The organism is Ramlibacter sp. (assembly GCF_050250995.1).
GTDB lineage: Bacteria > Pseudomonadota > Gammaproteobacteria > Burkholderiales > Burkholderiaceae_C > Ramlibacter.
The window spans coordinates 13,167-31,103 of record NZ_JBFWNP010000007.1 but is presented as its reverse complement, the minus strand read 5'-3'; the positions used below and the strand labels follow the sequence as shown (position 1 = coordinate 31,103).

The 17,937-nt window shown below is 66.5% G+C and carries 18 protein-coding genes; 9 read left to right on the top strand and 9 right to left on the bottom strand.

The genetic code is table 11. The features are described from left to right. Positions 1–34: 34 nt before the first annotated feature. Positions 35–859, bottom strand: a complete 825-nt coding sequence (locus tag AB7E83_RS07880) for a metal-dependent hydrolase (RefSeq protein ID WP_428567458.1) — start codon at positions 857–859, stop codon at positions 35–37. A 109-nt stretch (positions 860–968) separates the two neighbouring features. On the opposite strand from AB7E83_RS07880, the gene AB7E83_RS07875 reads away from it, so the two are divergent. Then, complete coding sequence (locus AB7E83_RS07875; protein WP_428567456.1) at positions 969–1,568, top strand: TetR/AcrR family transcriptional regulator; 600 nt, start codon at positions 969–971, stop codon at positions 1,566–1,568. A 16-nt stretch (positions 1,569–1,584) separates the two neighbouring features. On the opposite strand, the gene AB7E83_RS07870 is transcribed toward AB7E83_RS07875, so the two are convergent. Further along, positions 1,585–3,747: a sodium-translocating pyrophosphatase gene (locus tag AB7E83_RS07870; protein WP_428567453.1), complete on the bottom strand. Its 2,163-nt coding sequence runs from the start codon at positions 3,745–3,747 to the stop codon at positions 1,585–1,587. Positions 3,748–3,973: 226 nt separating this feature from the next. On the opposite strand from AB7E83_RS07870, the gene ppa reads away from it, so the two are divergent. Then, entirely contained in the window at positions 3,974–4,510 is a 537-nt protein-coding gene (gene ppa, locus AB7E83_RS07865; RefSeq protein ID WP_428567450.1) for an inorganic diphosphatase, read from the top strand. A gap of 35 nt (positions 4,511–4,545) precedes the next feature. Here the strand turns inward: ppa and AB7E83_RS07860 are convergent, their stop codons facing one another. Continuing rightward, positions 4,546–5,343, bottom strand: coding sequence for an esterase/lipase family protein (locus AB7E83_RS07860; RefSeq protein WP_428567447.1), 798 nt, complete (start codon positions 5,341–5,343; stop codon positions 4,546–4,548). A gap of 126 nt (positions 5,344–5,469) precedes the next feature. Continuing rightward, on the bottom strand, positions 5,470–6,618 hold the full coding sequence (locus AB7E83_RS07855; RefSeq protein WP_428567445.1) for a GNAT family N-acetyltransferase: 1,149 nt from the start codon (positions 6,616–6,618) through the stop codon (positions 5,470–5,472). Positions 6,619–6,661: 43 nt separating this feature from the next. Here AB7E83_RS07855 and AB7E83_RS07850 point away from each other — a divergent pair, with 43 nt between their 5' ends. Beyond that, the gene (locus AB7E83_RS07850; protein WP_428567443.1) at positions 6,662–8,362 is read left to right on the top strand and encodes an NAD+ synthase; all 1,701 of its coding nucleotides are present in this window, start codon (positions 6,662–6,664) and stop codon (positions 8,360–8,362) included. Between the two features lie 15 nt (positions 8,363–8,377). Then, positions 8,378–8,716: a P-II family nitrogen regulator gene (locus tag AB7E83_RS07845; RefSeq protein ID WP_428567440.1), complete on the top strand. Its 339-nt coding sequence runs from the start codon at positions 8,378–8,380 to the stop codon at positions 8,714–8,716. Positions 8,717–8,742: 26 nt separating this feature from the next. Here the strand turns inward: AB7E83_RS07845 and AB7E83_RS07840 are convergent, their stop codons facing one another. The 5 genes from AB7E83_RS07840 to AB7E83_RS07820 form a co-directional block, all read right to left on the bottom strand. Next, positions 8,743–9,330 (bottom strand): TIGR00730 family Rossman fold protein, encoded by a 588-nt coding sequence (locus AB7E83_RS07840; RefSeq protein WP_428567437.1) that lies wholly within the window; start codon positions 9,328–9,330, stop codon positions 8,743–8,745. Then, positions 9,327–9,842, bottom strand: coding sequence for an RDD family protein (locus AB7E83_RS07835; RefSeq protein WP_428567436.1), 516 nt, complete (start codon positions 9,840–9,842; stop codon positions 9,327–9,329). The genes AB7E83_RS07840 and AB7E83_RS07835 overlap by 4 nt, the downstream gene beginning before the upstream one ends. Further along, on the bottom strand, positions 9,839–10,402 hold the full coding sequence (locus tag AB7E83_RS07830) for a DUF3106 domain-containing protein (protein WP_428567433.1): 564 nt from the start codon (positions 10,400–10,402) through the stop codon (positions 9,839–9,841). The genes AB7E83_RS07835 and AB7E83_RS07830 overlap by 4 nt, the downstream gene beginning before the upstream one ends. A gap of 169 nt (positions 10,403–10,571) precedes the next feature. Further along, entirely contained in the window at positions 10,572–11,021 is a 450-nt protein-coding gene (locus AB7E83_RS07825) for a DUF3619 family protein (protein ID WP_428567684.1), read from the bottom strand. Further along, positions 11,021–11,587, bottom strand: coding sequence for an RNA polymerase sigma factor (locus tag AB7E83_RS07820; protein ID WP_428567430.1), 567 nt, complete (start codon positions 11,585–11,587; stop codon positions 11,021–11,023). The genes AB7E83_RS07825 and AB7E83_RS07820 overlap by 1 nt, the downstream gene beginning before the upstream one ends. A gap of 227 nt (positions 11,588–11,814) precedes the next feature. On the opposite strand from AB7E83_RS07820, the gene AB7E83_RS07815 reads away from it, so the two are divergent. The 5 genes from AB7E83_RS07815 to leuA all read left to right on the top strand — a co-directional run bounded on the left by AB7E83_RS07815 (position 11,815) and on the right by leuA (position 17,923). After that, complete coding sequence (locus tag AB7E83_RS07815; RefSeq protein WP_428567427.1) at positions 11,815–13,590, top strand: acetolactate synthase 3 catalytic subunit; 1,776 nt, start codon at positions 11,815–11,817, stop codon at positions 13,588–13,590. A gap of 101 nt (positions 13,591–13,691) precedes the next feature. Further along, positions 13,692–14,183 carry an acetolactate synthase small subunit gene (gene ilvN / locus AB7E83_RS07810; RefSeq protein ID WP_428567424.1) on the top strand — a complete coding sequence of 164 codons (492 nt, stop codon included), beginning with the start codon at positions 13,692–13,694 and terminating at the stop codon, positions 14,181–14,183. Between the two features lie 31 nt (positions 14,184–14,214). Beyond that, positions 14,215–15,231 (top strand): ketol-acid reductoisomerase, encoded by a 1,017-nt coding sequence (gene ilvC, locus AB7E83_RS07805; RefSeq protein ID WP_428567421.1) that lies wholly within the window; start codon positions 14,215–14,217, stop codon positions 15,229–15,231. Between the two features lie 9 nt (positions 15,232–15,240). Further along, positions 15,241–16,056 carry a CDP-diacylglycerol--serine O-phosphatidyltransferase gene (gene pssA, locus AB7E83_RS07800; protein WP_428567419.1) on the top strand — a complete coding sequence of 272 codons (816 nt, stop codon included), beginning with the start codon at positions 15,241–15,243 and terminating at the stop codon, positions 16,054–16,056. A gap of 184 nt (positions 16,057–16,240) precedes the next feature. Beyond that, positions 16,241–17,923, top strand: a complete 1,683-nt coding sequence (gene leuA, locus AB7E83_RS07795; RefSeq protein WP_428567681.1) for a 2-isopropylmalate synthase — start codon at positions 16,241–16,243, stop codon at positions 17,921–17,923. Positions 17,924–17,937: the final 14 nt, after the last annotated feature.

The following is a 17,937-nucleotide window of genomic DNA, read 5'->3' as shown; positions in this document are numbered from 1 at the left end:
GCCATTCCCACGAAGGCGGGAATCCAGTGCGCCCCTATGCGGCCGCACCAACGGGCACGTACTGCCCGCGATTCGCTTCGAGCCATTCGAGCGACGCCGCCGAATCGTGCTGGCCCGGATGGAAGTCCGCGCGGAAGTATTCGCGCCACGGCCGGTACAGGTTGCGGACCATGCCGCGCCTGCCGAAGAGGAACGACGCCGCGCCGCGCCAGGTGCGCCACCGCCACAGGGTGCCGTCGCGCCGAAGGTTCAGCGCGGTCTGGCGCAGCAGTTCGCCGAGGAAAGTCCACGTGATCCGGCGGAACCACACGAGGCGCCATTCCTCGTTGCCGCCGAGGGTGCGATAGAGGTCGAACGCCGTCGTCTTGTGCTCCGCCTCCTCCGCGCTGTGCCAGAGCCACAGCGTCGCGAGCCGCGGATCGTCCGTGCCCAGGAGATCCGGGTTGCGCAGCATGTACTCGGCGAAGATCGCGGTGAAGTGTTCATGCGCCGCGGTTACCGCGAGCGCATGCCGGACATCCGTGCCCGCGAACAATCCGAGCTGCGAGCGTGCCCGCGCGTCCCACTGGTTGTCGAGGCCGAGGCGGGCGAGATGCGCGTTGTAGAGGCCGTGCAGCCGGCGATGCGTCGCCTCCTGGCCGACGAAGCCCTGCACCTCGGCACGAAACCGCTCCTGCTCGGCCGCGGGCAGCGCCTTCAGGCCGTCGCGTACGGCATCGATGAAGAACTGCTCGCCGACCGGGAAGCTCATCGACAGCGCATTGAAGAGCGCGGTGCGAAACGGATCGCCCGCGCACCAGTGACGCGCGATGGGCGCATCCATGTCGACGAGGAGGCGGCGGACGACGAGATCGGTCATGCGAAAGGGGCCGTCGATGCTCGAAGCCCGGTACTTGTGGATACCGCGATCATGCTTTCGATTGCAGGTACAGTCAAGTACCGGCCGTTCGAGCCGTCAGAATCGCGGCATGGTCCAGACAGAACACGAATTGCCTATCCATCAGCACCGCCGGCGGTTGCTGGAGGGCATGGCGCACGCGGTGGCTGCCAAGGGGTACCGGGACACCACCATTGCCGACGTCGTGCGCGAGGCCGCCGTCTCGCGCCGCACGTTCTACGAGCACTTCGACACCAAGTCGGACTGCCTGATCGCCCTGTACGAGGCCGCGAGCCACAACGGACTGAAGGTGCTGCGCGGCGCGATCGACCCGAACCACGAGTGGCAGGCGCAGCTCGAAAGCGCCTTGTCGGCCTACCTGGCGAGCATGGCCGAGAACCCCAAGCTGCTGCGCACGCTCTTCATCGAGATCCTGGGGATGGGCTTCGAGGGGCTGGCCGTGCGGCGTCGCGTGAACGAGGCGTTCGCCGATTTCGTGCTGACCGTGGCGAATCGCGGTCGATCCGCGGGCGACGAGGGAGAGGCCTTGAGCGCCGAGATGGCGATGGCCATCGTCGGCGGCATCAACGAGCTGGTGCTGCAGTACATCGAGGAAGACCGCGTCCCCCGCCTGCAGGAGCTGGTGCGGCCCGCCAGCCAGCTGGTCCGGGCCGTGACGCAGCAGCGCTGAACGCCGCTGCGGCGGACTACCGCGAGGCGGGTGCGACGGGCGCCGCCCCGGTACCCGCGGCGGGCGCCGTGATCGCGGCCGGCGCCGTCTCGGCGCGCACGGGCGCCGGATCGCCCGAATGGAATTTCACCACCAGCGGCACGATCAGCAGCGCCACGATGTTGATGATCTTGATGAGGGGGTTCACCGCCGGGCCGGCCGTGTCCTTGTAGGGGTCGCCCACCGTGTCGCCGGTCACCGCGGCCTTGTGCGCCTCGGAGCCCTTGCCGCCGTGGTTGCCGTCCTCGATGTACTTCTTCGCGTTGTCCCACGCACCGCCGCCGGTACACATGGAGATGGCGACGAACAGGCCGGTGACGATCGTGCCCATCAGCAGGCCGCCGAGCGCGCGCGGACCGAGGGCGAGGCCGACGACGATCGGCACCACGACCGGCAGCAGCGACGGGATCATCATTTCCTTGATCGCGGCCTTGGTCAGCATGTCGACCGCCACGCCGTACTCGGGCTTGGCGGTGCCTTCCATGATGCCCTTGATCTCGCGGAACTGGCGGCGCACTTCGACCACCACCGAGCCGGCCGCACGGCCGACCGCTTCCATCGCCATCGCGCCGAAGAGGTAGGGGATCAGGCCGCCGATGAAGAGGCCCACGATCACCATCGGGTCGGACAGGTCGAAGCTGATCTGCTGGCCGTAGCTCTCGAGCTTGTGCGTGTAGTCGGCGAAGAGCACGAGCGCGGCGAGGCCGGCGGAGCCGATCGCGTAGCCCTTGGTCACGGCCTTGGTCGTGTTGCCCACGGCGTCGAGCGGGTCGGTGATATCGCGCACCGAGGCGGGCAGCTCCGCCATTTCGGCGATGCCGCCGGCGTTGTCGGTGATCGGGCCGTAGGCGTCGAGCGCGACCACGATGCCGGCCATGCTCAGCATCGACGTCGCCGCGATGGCGATGCCGTAGAGACCGGCGAGCTTGTACGAGACCAGGATGGCGACGCACACGAAGATCACGGGCCAGGCCGTGGAGCGCATCGACACGCCGAGGCCGGCGATGATGTTCGTGCCGTGGCCCGTGGTCGAGGCCTGCGCGATGTGGCGCACCGGCGAATACTGAGTGCCGGTATAGAACTCGGTGATCCAGACGAGCACGCCGGTCAGCACGAGGCCGACCACGCACGCGCCGAACAGGCGCATCTGGCTGCCGCTCGCGGCGATCGCGTTGTCGGGGATCAGCCAGGTCGTCACGAAGTAGAACGCGATGAGCGAGAGCACGCCCGCGACTGCCAGGCCCTTGTAGAGCGCGGGCATCACGTTGACCATGCCCGGCTTCGCCTTGACGAAGAAGCAGCCGATGATCGACGCGATGATCGACACCGCGCCGAGGCCCAGCGGATACAGCACCGCGTTGACGGGCGCCGAGGCCACGAGCAGGGCGCCGAGCACCATCGTCGCGATCAGCGTCACGGCATAGGTCTCGAACAGGTCGGCCGCCATGCCGGCGCAGTCGCCGACGTTGTCGCCCACGTTGTCGGCGATCACCGCGGGGTTGCGCGGATCGTCCTCGGGGATGCCCGCTTCGACCTTGCCCACGAGGTCGGCGCCGACGTCGGCGCCCTTCGTGAAGATGCCGCCGCCCAGGCGCGCGAAGATCGAGATGATCGAGGAGCCGAAGGCGAAGCCGATCAGCGGCGTGAGCAGGTTCGCGAGCTTGCGGTCGGGCGTGAAGTTGCCGTTGCCGACCAGGAACCAGTAGAAGCCCGCGACGCCCAGCAGGCCGAGGCCCACGACGAGCATGCCGGTGATGGCGCCGCCGCGGAACGCGACGTCGAGCGCCGGGCCGATGCCGCGCGTGGCCGCCTGCGCGGTGCGCACGTTGGCGCGCACCGAGACGTTCATGCCGATGAAGCCGCAGGCGCCCGAGAGCACCGCGCCGACGACGAAGCCGATGGCCGTCTGCAGGTCGAGGAAGATGCCGATAAGGATGGCCAGCACGACGCCGACGATGGCGATGGTGCGGTACTGCCGCGCGAGGTACGCGGCCGCGCCGGCCTGGATGGCCGCCGCGATTTCCTGCATGCGGGCGTTGCCTGCGTCCTGCGCGAGGATCCAGCCACGCGCCCAGAAGCCGTAAGCCACGGCCGCGAGGCCGCAGACGAGCGCCAGTATGAGCGCCGAGTTGCCAGTCATAGAAAGTTTCTCCTTCAGTTCGCTTTAGGTCGTTGCGGAGAGCACCGCAGCCGGTGCATCCGCTGCGTTGCTTCCTCGGTCCTCCAGCGCGGAGACGATTGGCCAACCGGCGGAATATATCGCCAATACCGTGACGTACCGACGACGGTTCGCGGAAAGCGAAGGACGCTCCAACTAAAATCAGGGTTTATCCTGATCCTCTCGTTTCCTTCGCATCACAGCCACCATGTCCCTCGACCAAGTCACCCCCGGCAAGAACGTTCCCGAAGCCTTCAACGTCATCATCGAGATCCCGATGAACGCCGACCCCGTGAAGTACGAGGTGGACAAGGAAACCGGCGCGATCTTCGTCGACCGCTTCATGAGCACGTCGATGCACTACCCGACCAACTACGGCTACGTGCCCAAGACGATCAGCGGCGACGGCGACCCGGTCGACGTGCTCGTCATCACGCCGGTGCCTTTGATCCCCGGCGTGGTCGTGACCTGCCGACCCATCGGCATCCTGAAGATGCAGGACGAGGCCGGCGACGATGCCAAGGTGCTCGCCGTGCCCACGGACAAGATCCTGTCGATCTACACGCAATGGCAGAAGCCCGAGGACCTGAACCCGATGCGGCTGAAGACCATCTCCCACTTCTTCGAGCACTACAAGGACCTGGAGCAGGGCAAGTGGGTCAAGGTGCTGGGCTGGGAAGGCCCGGAGTCCGCGAAGCAGGAAATCCTGGACGGGATCGCGAACTACGCGAAGCAGCACGGGTAGTCTCGCCGTGATCCCAGCCTTCGCGGGGATGGCGATCAGGCGCGGTGCGGGTCGGGGTACAACAGGCCCTTGACGCCCCACGCGCCGAAGCGGTCGAACGGCTTCCACGCTCCTTCGGCCTGCGCCAGCCGGTCCGCGACCGCCCACCACGCGCTCGGGTTCACGCCGATGCCGATGTGGCTCGCGAACACCTCGACGTTCTCCACCTGCGCATGATCGGGCCGCTGGATGCTGCCTTGCCACGCGACGATGCCGTCGGTGCGCGAATAGATGCTGGTCGTGGGCACGGGCGGCGCGGCGGCGAGCTCGGCATTTTCCTCGTGCTCTCGATGCGCGCTGCGGCCGCTCGCGAATTCGTAGATGCGCCAGGCGTGCGTCGATCTCGGATGCGCGGCGAACGGCGTGCCGAGCGTGATGACGCCGCGCACCCACTCGGGATGCAGCTTGGCGAGTTCGCGCGCATACACGCCGCCCAGGCTCCAGCCGATCAGGCTGACCTTGCCGCCGCTTGCGTCGGCGGCGCGTTCGATCTGCGCCCGCGCGGCATCGATGACGCCCTCGCGCGGGCCGAGGTTGAAGCCCTGGTCCCATCCCTGCACGGCATAGCCGAGCGAGGCGAGATAGCGTCGCAGCGGCGCCGTGGACGCATCGTTGGCCGAGAGTCCGGGGAAAACAACGACGGCGTGCCCGTCACCCGCGGGTGCGCGCCGCAGCGCAGGCCACGCGGGCAGCACCGCCCCGAACTCCCACGGCGCGCGCAGCTCGAGCGCGAGGAGCGCGAGGCTGGGGGGCGGCAGGTGCGCGCCCGGATTCTTCTCTGTTGCCATCGCCATGCCGAATGCTCATTGCATCTTGTGCGCCAGAAGCTATCAGCTTTGCCCTGCGCATTGGCGCGAGTTGGCCCTCGTTTAGAGGTGGCGCACTACGCGCTCGACTCCGTGCGCGACTTTTCCAGGACCTCAGCCCGGGCTTGAGCGGGCCGGAGGCGGCGAAGCGGAAGGATCCCGGAACGGGTTGCGCTCCGCAAGGTGGTCGAGATAGTTCTCGATCCCCTGTCCCTCGCGTTCGAGAAAGCGCTCCACAGCATCGGCGAAGGCGGGGTGCGCCAGCCAGTGGGCGCTGGTCGTCTTCACCGGCATCAGCGCCCGCGCCATCTTGTGCTCGCCCTGAGCGCCGCCTTCGAAGCGGGTGAAACCGTTCTCGATGCACCACTGCAGCGGCTGGTAGTAACAGGCCTCGAAGTGCAGGCAGTCCACGCGCTTCAGCGCGCCCCAGTAGCGGCCGTAGGCGACGCTGTCGCCGAGGGCGATGAGGCTGGAGGCGATGGGCTCGCCGCCATGTTCCGCCACGAAGAGCAGCCACGACGACGGCAGCTCGCTCGCCATCCGGCGGAAGAAATCGCGCTCCAGGTAGGGCGCGTTGCCGTGCTCGCGATACGTGCGGTCGTAGCAGCGGTAGAAGAAATCCCAATCCGCGGCCGCGATGTCGACGCCCCGCGACCAGCGAAAAGTCACGCCCGCGTCCGCCACCTTGCGGCGCTCCTGCCGGATCTTCTTGCGCTTCTCCTGCGCGAGGCTGGCCAGGAATTCGTCGAACCTGCGCCAGCCCGCCGTGTTGGTCCAGTGGAACTGCACCGTGTGGCGCAACATCAGGCCGGCCTCCGAGCACGCCTGCACGTCGGCGTCGTTCGCGAAGAGCAGATGGAGCGAAGAGAGCTTCTCGTCCCGGCACAGCGCCACGAGCGCGCGCACGAGCGCGGCGCGCGCCGCGTCGTCGCGCGCCAGCAGGCGCGGCCCCGGCACGGGCGTGAACGGCACGGCCACGAGCGCCTTGGGGTAGTACTCGAGCCCGTGCTGCGCATAGGCGTTGGCCCAAGCCCAGTCGAACACGTATTCGCCGTACGAATGGCCCTTGAGGTACAGCGGGCACGCGGCGTGCAATTCGTCGCCGCGCCAGAGCGTGAGAAAGCGCGGCGTCCATCCGGTCGCGGGCGTCGCGCTGCCGCTGCCGTGCAGCGCCGCGAGGTATTCGTGGCGCATGAATGGCGACGCCTCCGCAGGCAGCAGCGCGTTCCAGTCGTTCGCCGTCACCGACCCAGGCGAGTCCATAACCCGGGTGACATAATCGTTCGAGACCTTCTTCACTCCAACAATGTCTCTCAAAATCTGCGTTGCCCAGCTCAACCTTCTCGTGGGCGACACCACAGGCAATGCGCAAAAAATCGTCGACGCGTCCCGTGCAGCTTACGCGCAGGGCGCCCGGCTCGTGGTCACGCCCGAGCTGTCGATCTGCGGTTATCCGGCCGAAGACCTGTGGCTGCGCCCCGCATTCACCGCCGCCTGCGATGATGCCGTGAAATGGACGGCGGCCCAGCTCGCCGACCTGAAAGGCCTGCACGTCGTGGTGGGTCATCCGCACGGCACGTCGATCAAGAGCAAGTCCGTGCAGGTGCAGCGGCGCTTCAACGCGGCCAGTGTGATCGCCGAGGGTCGCGTGCTGGAGACCTACGCGAAACGCGAGCTGCCGAACTACCAGGTCTTCGACGAGTACCGCTATTTCACGCGGGGGCAGGGCACCTGCGTGTTCCAGTGCGAAGGCGTCAACGTCGGCCTGCTCATCTGCGAGGATGCCTGGTTCGACGAGCCCGCGCAGCTCGCGCATGCGGCGGGCGCCGAACTGCTGGTCGTGCCCAACGCATCGCCCTTCCACGTCGGCAAGGACAACGAGCGCATCGGGCAGATGGCCGAGCGCGCCAAGGCCGTCGGCCTGCCGCTCGTGTACGCGCACCTCGTGGGCGGGCAGGACGAGGTGGTGTTCGACGGCGCGTCCTTCGCGGTCAATGCGGATGGCGGTTTGGCCGCGCGGGCGCCCGGGTTCCGCGAAGACCTGTTTTTCGTCGACGTGGCGCGCACGGTGTCCGCGCAAGCGGGTGCGTCCGGCGCACCGGCCGCCTCGGGCGTTCGTGTCTCCGGCCCGCTCGCGCAGGATCTCGGCCGCGAGGCCGACCTGTGGGATGCGCTCGTGCTCGGCGTGCGCGACTACGTTGGCAAGAACGGCTTCCCCGGCGTACTGCTGGGCCTGTCCGGCGGCATCGATTCCGCGCTGGTGCTCGCCATCGCGGTGGACGCGCTCGGCGCGGACAAGTGCCGCGCGGTGATGATGCCTTCGCCGTACACGGCCGACATCTCCTGGATCGACGCGCGCGACATGAGCGTGCGACTGGGCGTGCGCTACGACGAAATCGGCATCACGCCCATGTTCGAGTCCTTCAAAGGGGCGCTCGCGAAGGAGTTCGCGGGCCTGCCGGAGGACACGACCGAAGAGAACATCCAGGCGCGCATCCGCGGCGTGATCCTCATGGCGCTGTCCAACAAGTTCGGCAGCATCGTGCTCACCACCGGCAACAAGAGCGAAATGGCCACCGGCTACTGCACGCTGTACGGCGACATGGCGGGCGGCTTCGCGGTCATCAAGGACCTGCTGAAGACGACGGTGTTCAAGCTCGCGCGCTGGCGCAACGAGAACGACCCTTACGGCACGGGCAAGAGCCCGATCCCGGAGCGCATCATCACGCGGCCGCCGAGCGCGGAACTGCGCGAGGGCCAGGTCGACCAGGACAGCCTGCCGCCGTACGAGATCCTCGACGACATCCTGTCGCGCTACATGGAGTTCGACCAGGGCGTGGAGGAGATCGTGGCCGCGGGCTTCGAGCGCGCGACGGTGGAGCGCGTCGCGCGCCTGATCCGCATCAACGAATACAAGCGACGCCAGGCGCCGGTGGGCATCCGCGTCACGCACCGGAGCTTCGGCAAGGACTGGCGGTATCCGATCACTGGTAAATTCAGGGCCTAGGAGACAGACCCAGCCATGAAACAGATCACCGCCATCGTCAAACCCTTCAAGCTCGAGGAAGTGCGCGAGGCGCTGGCCGAGTGCGGCGTGACCGGCCTCACCGTGACCGAGGTCAAGGGCTTCGGCCGCCAGAAGGGCCACACCGAGCTCTATCGCGGCGCGGAATACGTGGTCGACTTCCTGCCGAAGGTGAAGGTCGAGGTGGTCGTGAAGGACGACGACGTCGACCGCTGCGTCGACGCCATCGTGCGCGCCGCGCGCACCGGCAAGATCGGCGACGGCAAGATTTTCGTGACTTCGGTGGAGCGCGTCGTGCGCATCCGCACGGGGGAGATGGACGAGAGCGCGGTGTAGGCGACCGCGATCCGCGCCTCGCCGGATCAGATTTTCGACGTTTCCATTCGCTGCGGCGCATCGCCGGCATCCGTCACCAGCTTCTCGAGCAGCGAAGGCGCATCGGCGCCGATGGTGATCAAACCCATCTGCCACTCGCTCATGAAGCCATGGGATACGCTCTTGCGCAGGAACGCCAGCATTGCGGCGTAGTAGCCGCCCGTGTCCAGAAGTCCGATCGGCTTCGCGTGATACCCAAGCTGCCGCCACGTCCACGCCTCGAAGAATTCCTCGAAGGTGCCGATGCCGCCGGGCAGCGCCAGGAAAGCGTCCGCGCGCTCGGCCATCAGGCTCTTGCGCTGGTGCATGTTCTCGACGACGTGCAGCTCGGTGCAATCGCGTTTGGCGAATTCGCGTTCGACCAGCGCAGCGGGGATGACACCGACCACACGGCCGCCCGCGGCGAGCGTCGCGTCGGCAAGGAGGCCCATCAGGCCGTTGTTGCCGCCGCCGTAGACGAGCTGGCCATCGTGTTCGCCGATCCAGCGGCCCACCTCGGTCGCCACCGCCTCGAAGACAGGCGAGTTGCCGGGGCGCGAGCCGCAGTAGACGCAAAGGGAAAAGGCCGGGGTCATGAGGAAGATGCAGGGCGTGGCGCGTCGACGAGCCGCGTGCCCGCCATCGCATCGTGCCAGAACTGCCGCTGCGGATGGAAACGGCTCAGCGTCGCCCAGACCGCGACCCAGCCGAAGAAGAGGATTCCGGCCTCGTGCAGCGTGAACTTCGGCATGGCCTGAAGCACCGCGATGACCGGCGCGAACCAGAGCGAGCAGTACACGTAGCGCAGGAACGCGCGGCCCTGCGACACGGGCGCGCCGTGCCGGTCGACCATGCGGATGCGCCATACGCGCATGGGCAGCGTCTGCCCCTTCGACCAGAACCACGAGAAGTACACGCCGGCCACGGCGAGCAGGAAGGCGACGAGCAGCGGGCGCGACGATGCGATGCCGCTTCTCATCTGCGTGGCCACGCTGAATACGAGCGTGGCGATGAGCAGGGCTGCGAAGAGCAGGAAGCCCTCGTACAGCCAGCACGCCATGCGCCGCGCGAGGCCGGGCGCCACGAGGGACACGGGCGCGGCGCTCAACGCTTGAGGTCGGCGCCGGGGACGCCCGGCGCGGGCGTGTTGCCCTCGACCGCCTCCGACGCCGCGATGCGAGGTGCGCGCAAGTCGCCCTCCTGCGGCTTCGGCACCCTGGCGAGCTTCTGCGGCGCGACCGGCTTGACCGCAGGCGCGGTGGGCGGCGGCGGGGGCTTCACCGCGGCGGCCCCGGCGGCGAGCTTGCGCTTTTCTTCCGGCGAGAGCGCCTGATAGGCCTCCCACTTCGCCTTCTTGTCGTCGGCGCGCACGCGCTTGGTTTCCTGGAAGTTGAAGCGCGCCTGGGTGCGCTGCTGCGGGGAGAGCGACGCCCAGTCGTTCATGCGGCTGCGCAGCTTGCCCTGCTCCTGCGGCGTCATCTTCGGGTAATTCTCCGAGAGCGCGACCCACTTGCGCTTGTGCGGCGCCGAAAGACTCTTCCACGAGCCCGCCAGGGGGCCGAGCGTGCCCTGCTGCTCGGGCGTGAGTTCGGCCCAGGTGGGCTTGGCTTCGTCCCTGGTCGCGGCGCTGTTTGCCGGACGGGCCGGCGCGGGCTTGCGGGCTTGCACGGGGGCCGCGCTGGCAGGGCGGGCCGCGGTCGGGGAGGCGGCGCGCGAAGCGGCTGCGGCGGCTTGCGCGGAAGCAGGTGCGACGACTTGCGCCAGAGCCGGGGATGCGCCGGCCACGAACAGAACCGAAAGCAGCAGCGCGCGATGCGGCGCCGAGATCATGCGCGAATCACTCCCCGGCACGCGGGGCCTGCGCTTCGCCGGTCAGGCGCAGGAACTGCGCGAAGCCGGGGTCGGTATAGGCGGCGGGCGGCAGGTCGTCGGTCAGGATCGCGACGTCGACTTCCGCGACTTCGGAGGCGCGCTGTTCGGTCTGGATCGTATGGATGAAGACGAGGCCGAAGGCCAGCACGACGAGCGGCACGACCGAGCCGATGCGGCTCCACAGGCCGAAACCCTCGTCGCCGAAGCCGAGCGCGGCGGCGCCGCCCATGCCGAAGACGGCCGGGGCCGGCTTCGCCTCGACCTTGCGGCGGGCCAGGGCCTGCATGCGCGCGGCGCGCAGGCGCTCGGTCACGTCGTAGGGGAGCTCGGCAGTGCCGGCAGCCAAGCGTGCCGCGACACGGCGGCCGAATACATCTTGCGGGCCGACCCCGGGGGTTGGCGTGGTGAACTTCATCATGGCTTCATTCCCTTTGCCTTGAGCGCCTTGCTCAAGGCCTGGACTGCACGCGAACAGTGCGTTTTGACACTGCCTTCCGAGCAGCCCATGGCCGCGGCCGTCTCGGCCACGTCCATCTCCTCCCAATAACGCATCAAAAACGCCTCCCGTTGACGCGCGGGCAATTCCATGATTTCGGCTTCGATTTCTCGCAAGTTTTGAGCCCGTCTCGTGGAATCTTCCGCGCTTTCAGACTGCTGGGATGCGTCCTGGGACGCATAAGTTTCCAGCAGATCGAAATCTCCTTCGTCCGAAGCGGCTTCGAAGTCGCTCATGTTGGAGAACAGGGCGTTGCGCGTCTTCTGCCGGCGGAACCAGTCGAGCGTGCAGTTCGACAGGATGCGCTGGAAGAGCATGGGCAGCTCGTTGGCCGGCTTGTCGCCGTAGTGCTCGGCCAGCTTCATCATGCTGTCCTGCACGATGTCGAGCGCGGCCTCCTCGTCGCGAACGTGATAGACGCTGCGCTTGAAGGCCCGCTTTTCGACGCCCTTGAGGAAGTCTGCGAGTTCGCGTTCGGTTGCCAAGGGCTGCGAAGAAAGTGTCGTCTCTTGTCGTCGCCCATGGATGGGCTGCGGGGAAGCCCGGAATTATCGGCCATAATCCGGCTTGCAAGTCAAAAGGCAAACGAGCCCGGGTCCGGCGGCGCAATCGGCCCGCCCATGGCACGAGGTTCTAAGTCCCGACGCAGCCCCACAAGGGCCGGCGAAGGGGCACCCAACGGTTTTTGTTGAAACCCGAAAGGTTCATCATCATGGAAATCTCGAAGGCAGAAATTTCTGCCGCGGCCGCATCGCAGGTCGCGAACTCCCCCGAACTCCGCGGCGCCGAAATCCTGGTCAAGGCCCTGCAGGCCGAGAACGTCAAGTTCGTCTGGGGCTACCCCGGCGGCGCGGTACTGCACATCTACGACGCGTTCTACAAGCAGGACACCATCCAGCACGTGCTGGTGCGCCACGAGCAGGCGGCCGTGCATGCCGCCGACGGCTATGCGCGAGCCACGGGCGAGGTGGGCGTGGCGCTCGTCACGTCGGGCCCCGGCGTGACCAACGCGGTCACCGGCATCGCCACCGCGTACATGGACTCGATCCCCATGGTGATCATCACCGGCCAGGTGCCCACCGCGGCCATCGGCCTCGATGCCTTCCAGGAATGCGACACGGTCGGCATCACGCGCCCCATCGTCAAGCACAACTTCCTGGTGAAGGACGTGCGCGACATGGCCATGGTGATGAAGAAGGCCTTCCACATCGCGCGCAGCGGCCGGCCCGGCCCCGTGGTGGTGGACATCCCGAAGGATGTCTCCTTCAACAAGACCGTGTACACGGGCCAGCCCGACAAGGTCGAGATGCGCTCGTACAACCCCGTGCGCAGGGGTCACGGCGGGCAGATCCGCAAGGCCGTGCAGCTGCTGATGGCGGCGAAGCGTCCGTACATCTATACCGGCGGCGGCGTGATCCTCGGCAACGCGACGAACGAACTGCGCGCGCTCGCCGACCTGCTCGGCTACCCCTGCACCAACACGCTGATGGGCCTGGGCGCCATCTCGGCGGCCGACCCCAAGTTCCTCGGCATGCTCGGCATGCACGGCACGATCGAAGCCAACAACGCCATGCAGAACTGCGACGTGCTGCTGGCCGTCGGCGCGCGCTTCGACGACCGCGTGATCGGCAACCCCAAGCACTTCGCGTCGAACGAGCGCAAGATCATCCACATCGACATCGACCCATCGTCGATCTCCAAGCGCGTGAAGGTCGACATCCCGATCGTCGGCGACGTGAAGGACGTGCTGGTCGATCTCGTCACGCAGATCAAGGAAAGCGGCTTGAAGCCCGACGCGCAGGCGCTGGGCGCATGGTGGGAGCAGATCGACGGCTGGCGCAAGCGCGACTGCCTGAAGTACGACCGCGGCAACCGCGAGGTCATCAAGCCCCAGCACGTGATCGAGACGCTGTGGAACATGACGAAGGACGCCGACACCTACATCACGTCCGACGTCGGCCAGCACCAGATGTGGGCAGCGCAGTTCTACAAGTTCAAGGAGCCGCGCCGCTGGATCAACTCGGGTGGCCTCGGCACCATGGGCGTGGGCATTCCCTACGCCATGGGCATCAAGCTCGCGAAGCCCGATTCCGAGGTGTTCTGCATCACCGGCGAAGGCTCGGTGCAGATGTGCATCCAGGAACTCTCCACCTGCCTGCAGTACAACACGCCGATCAAGGTCATCTCGCTGAACAACCGCTACCTGGGCATGGTGCGCCAGTGGCAGGAACTCGACTACGAGGGCCGCTACAGCCACAGCTACATGGATGCGCTGCCCAACTTCGTGAAGCTCGCCGAGGCCTATGGCCACGTGGGCATGCTGATCGAGCGGCCCGAGGACGTGGAGCCGGCGCTGCGCGAAGCGCGCAAGCTCAAGGACCGCACGGTCTTCATGGATTTCCGCACCGACCCGACCGAGAACGTCTGGCCGATGGTGAAGGCCGGGCAGGGCATCACCGAGATGCTGCTGGGCAGCGAAGACCTCTAGAAACTTTTCGAACCTATAAGGACGGCCGACCCGACCGGTCGCCAAGCCCGCTTTGCTTACCGGCAGCGGGGGAGGGCGCGGGGACGGAAAGCCGCAAGGACATGAAACACATCATCGCAGTGCTGCTGGAGAACGAGCCCGGCGCGCTCTCCCGCGTGGTGGGCCTTTTCTCGGCCCGTGGCTACAACATCGAGTCGCTCACAGTGGCGCCGACGGAAGACCCGTCGCTGTCGCGCATGACGGTGCAGACGACCGGCTCCGACGACGTCATCGAGCAGATCACCAAGCACCTCAACCGCCTGATCGAGGTCGTGAAGGTGGTCGATCTCACCGAAGGGGCCTACACGGAGCGCGAGCTCATGATGGTGAAGGTGCGCGCGGTGGGCAAGGAGCGCGAAGAGATGAAGCGCATGGCCGACATCTTCCGCGGCCGCATCATCGACGTGACCGAGAAGAGCTACACCATCGAACTCACCGGCGACCAGGCCAAGAACGACGCCTTCCTGGAAGCCATCGACCGCAGCGCTATCCTCGAGACGGTTCGTACCGGCGCGAGCGGCATCGGCCGCGGCGAGCGCATTCTTCGCGTCTGAATTCCAACCCAATTTTTCCCCGGAGAGAACCATGAAGGTCTATTACGACAAGGACTGCGATCTGAGCCTCATCAAAGGCAAGACGGTCGCCATCATCGGCTACGGCTCGCAAGGCCATGCGCACGCGCAGAACCTGAACGACAGCGGCGTGAAGGTCATCGTCGGCCTGCGCAAGGGCGGCGCGAGCTGGCCGAAGGTCGAGAAGGCCGGCCTCAAGGTCGCTGAAGTGGCCGATGCGGTGAAGGCCGCCGACGTCGTGATGATCCTGCTGCCCGACGAGCAGATCGCCGAGGTCTACAAGAAGGACGTCGAGCCGAACATCAAGGAAGGCGCTTCGGTCGCTTTCGCGCACGGCTTCAACGTGCATTACGGCTTCGTGACGCCCCGCGCCGACCTCGACGTGTGGATGGTCGCGCCCAAGGCCCCCGGTCACACCGTGCGTGGCACCTACACGCAAGGCGGCGGCGTGCCCCACCTCGTGGCCGTGCAGCAGGACAAGAGCGGCAAGGCGCGCGACCTCGCGCTGTCGTACGCCATGGCGAACGGCGGCGGCAAGGCCGGCATCATCGAGACGAATTTCCGCGAAGAGACCGAGACCGACCTGTTCGGCGAGCAGGCCGTTCTGTGCGGCGGCACCGTCGAGCTGATCAAGGCGGGCTTCGAGACGCTGGTGGAAGCCGGCTATGCGCCCGAAATGGCGTACTTCGAGTGCCTGCACGAGCTGAAGCTGATCGTGGACATGATCTACGAAGGCGGCATCGCCAACATGAACTACTCGATCTCCAACAACGCGGAGTACGGCGAGTACGTGACGGGCCCGCGCATCGTGACGGACGAGACCAAGAAGGTCATGAAGCAGGTGCTGCGCGACATCCAGTCGGGCGAATACGCCAAGAGCTTCATCCTCGAGAACCGCGCCGGCGCGCCGACGCTGGGCTCGAAGCGCCGCCTGATGGCCGAGCACCAGATCGAGACCGTGGGCGAGAAACTTCGCGCCATGATGCCCTGGATCAAGGCGAACAAACTCGTGGACAAGAGCAGGAATTAAACTCGGCGGATGCAAGAAGCCTCCACGCCGCACGACACGCCCGATGACGGCGTAGTCGTGCGCAAGCGCCGCAAGGGCATCTATATCCTGCCCAACCTGTTCACGCTCGCGGCGTTGTTCGGGGGTTTCTACGCGGTCGTGATGGCCATGAACGGCCGTTTCGACCTCGCGGCGACGGGCGTCTTCGCCGCGATGATCCTCGACAGCCTCGACGGCCGCGTCGCGCGCATGACGAACACGCAGAGCGCGTTCGGCGAGCAGATGGATTCGCTGTCCGACATGGTGTCGTTCGGCGCGGCCCCGGCCCTCATCGCCTACGAGTGGGCGCTCAAGGGACTCGGGCGCTGGGGCTGGATCGCCGCCTTCGTCTACTGCGCCTGCGCCGCGCTGCGCCTCGCGCGCTTCAACGTGAACACGAGCGTCGTGGACAAGCGCTATTTCCAGGGCCTGCCTTCGCCGGCGGCCGCCGCGCTCGTCGCGGGCTTCATCTGGCTCATGACCGAGCTCGAATTCAAGCCCTACGACCTGTCGTGGGCGATGTTCGCCATCGCGCTGTACGCGGGCCTCACCATGGTGACCAACGTGCCGTTCTACAGCTTCAAGGACGTGCAGATGAAGAAGTCGGTGCCCTTCGTGGTCATCGTGCTCATCGCGCTCGGCTTCGCGGCCATCAGCACGCATCCGCCGAGCGTGCTTTTCGCACTGTTCGTGATCTACGGCACCTCCGGCTACTTCGTCTATTTCTGGCGCAAGGCCAAGGGCCAGCCCACCAGCGTCATCAGCACGTCCATCGACGAGCCGGACGAGCGCGGGTTGCACAAATGACACGCCGGTTTGCGTTTTCGCGATCGTGTGTTAGATTCGACTTCATGCAGATGATCGCGCTCGCGCTACTTCTATCCGTCACAGGGCGGAGTCGGTAGCGCGCGCAATTTTTCCCATCACCGATCTCGGCCCGCTTGCACCCGCAGCGGGCCTTTTTTCTTTTCTGGAGCTTTCAATCATGCCGATGCTGAAGAACCCCGCGCTCAAGTACCGATCGTTCGCGCCGGTGCGCCTGGCGGACCGCACCTGGCCGGACAAGGTGATCACCCGTCCGCCCGTGTGGTGCAGCGTCGACCTGCGCGACGGCAACCAGGCGCTCATCGAGCCGATGGACATTCCGCGCAAGCTGCGCATGTTCGAGAAGCTGGTCGAGATCGGCTTCAAGGAAATCGAGGTGGGCTTTCCGTCGTCCTCGCAGATCGAATTCGACTTCGTTCGCAAGCTGATCGAGGAAAACCGCATCCCGAGCGACGTGACGATCCAGGTGCTGACGCAGGCCCGCGAGGAACTGATCCGCACGACCTTCGAATCGCTCGTCGGCGCGCGCCGCGTGATCGTCCATCTCTACAACGCGACCGCGCCGGTCATGCGCAAGGTCGTGCTCGGGCTCGATGAAGACGGCATCGTCGAACTCGCGACCAGCCAGGCCAAGCTCTTCGTCGAACTCGCCGCGAAGCAGCCGAAGACCGAGTGGGTCTTCCAGTACTCGCCCGAGATGTTCTCCGGCACCGAGCTCACGTTCGCCAAGCGGGTGGTCGATGCGGTCACCGACGTGTGGAAGCCGACGCCGCAGCACAAGTGCATCGTCAACCTGCCGTCGACGGTGGAGCACTCCACGCCGAACATCTTCGCCGACATGATCGAGTGGATGCACCGCAACATGGCGCGCCGCGACTCCGTCGTGCTGTCCGTCCACCCGCACAACGACCGCGGCACGGGCACGGCCGCCGGCGAATTCGCGGTGATGGCCGGCGCGGACCGGCTCGAAGGCTGCCTCTTCGGCAATGGCGAGCGCACCGGCAACCTCGACCTCGTGAACGTGGCGCTCAACCTCTACAGCCAGGGTGTCCATCCCGGCCTCGATTTCTCGGACATCGACGAGATCCGCCGCACTGTCGAACACTGCAACCAGATCCCGGTGCACGACCGCCATCCCTACGTCGGCGATCTCGTCTACACCTCGTTTTCGGGTTCGCACCAGGATGCGATCAAGAAGGCCTTCGGCGCACGCAAGGAAACGGACATCTGGGACATGCCCTACCTGCCGCTGGACCCCAAGGACCTCGGCCGCACGTACGAAGCCGTGATCCGCGTGAACAGCCAGTCGGGCAAGGGCGGCATCTCCTACCTGCTCGAGGCGGAGTACGGACTCGAATTGCCGCGCCGCCTGCAGATCGAGTTCAGCCAGGTCGTGCAGGCCGTGATGGACCAGGAGGGCAAGGAGCAGACCGCGGCCGACCTCTACAGGATCTTCGAGCGCGAATATGGCCTCGTGACCGTGAAGGCGCCGCAGCACCTTGCGCTGGAAGAGCACGACGGCGTGTCGAAGCTCACCGCGAACATCGAACTCGCCGGCCGCCCGATCAAGCTGCGCGGGGAAGGCAACGGGCCGATCGATGCGTTCGTGCAGGGGCTCTCGGCCGCCACCGGCGAATCGATCCGCGTTCTGGACTATCACGAGCACGCGATCGCTTCGGGCGCCAATGCGCGGGCGATCGCGTACCTCGAGATCCGCATCGGCGAGCGCACCATTTTCGGCGTCGGCAGCGATTCCAATATCGTGACGGCGTCGCTGAAGGCCATCGTGTCGGGCTTGCAGCGCACGATGGGCTCGGTCGCCCAATCGGCTCAACAGGTTACAAAGTAAAGCTGATCGGTTTG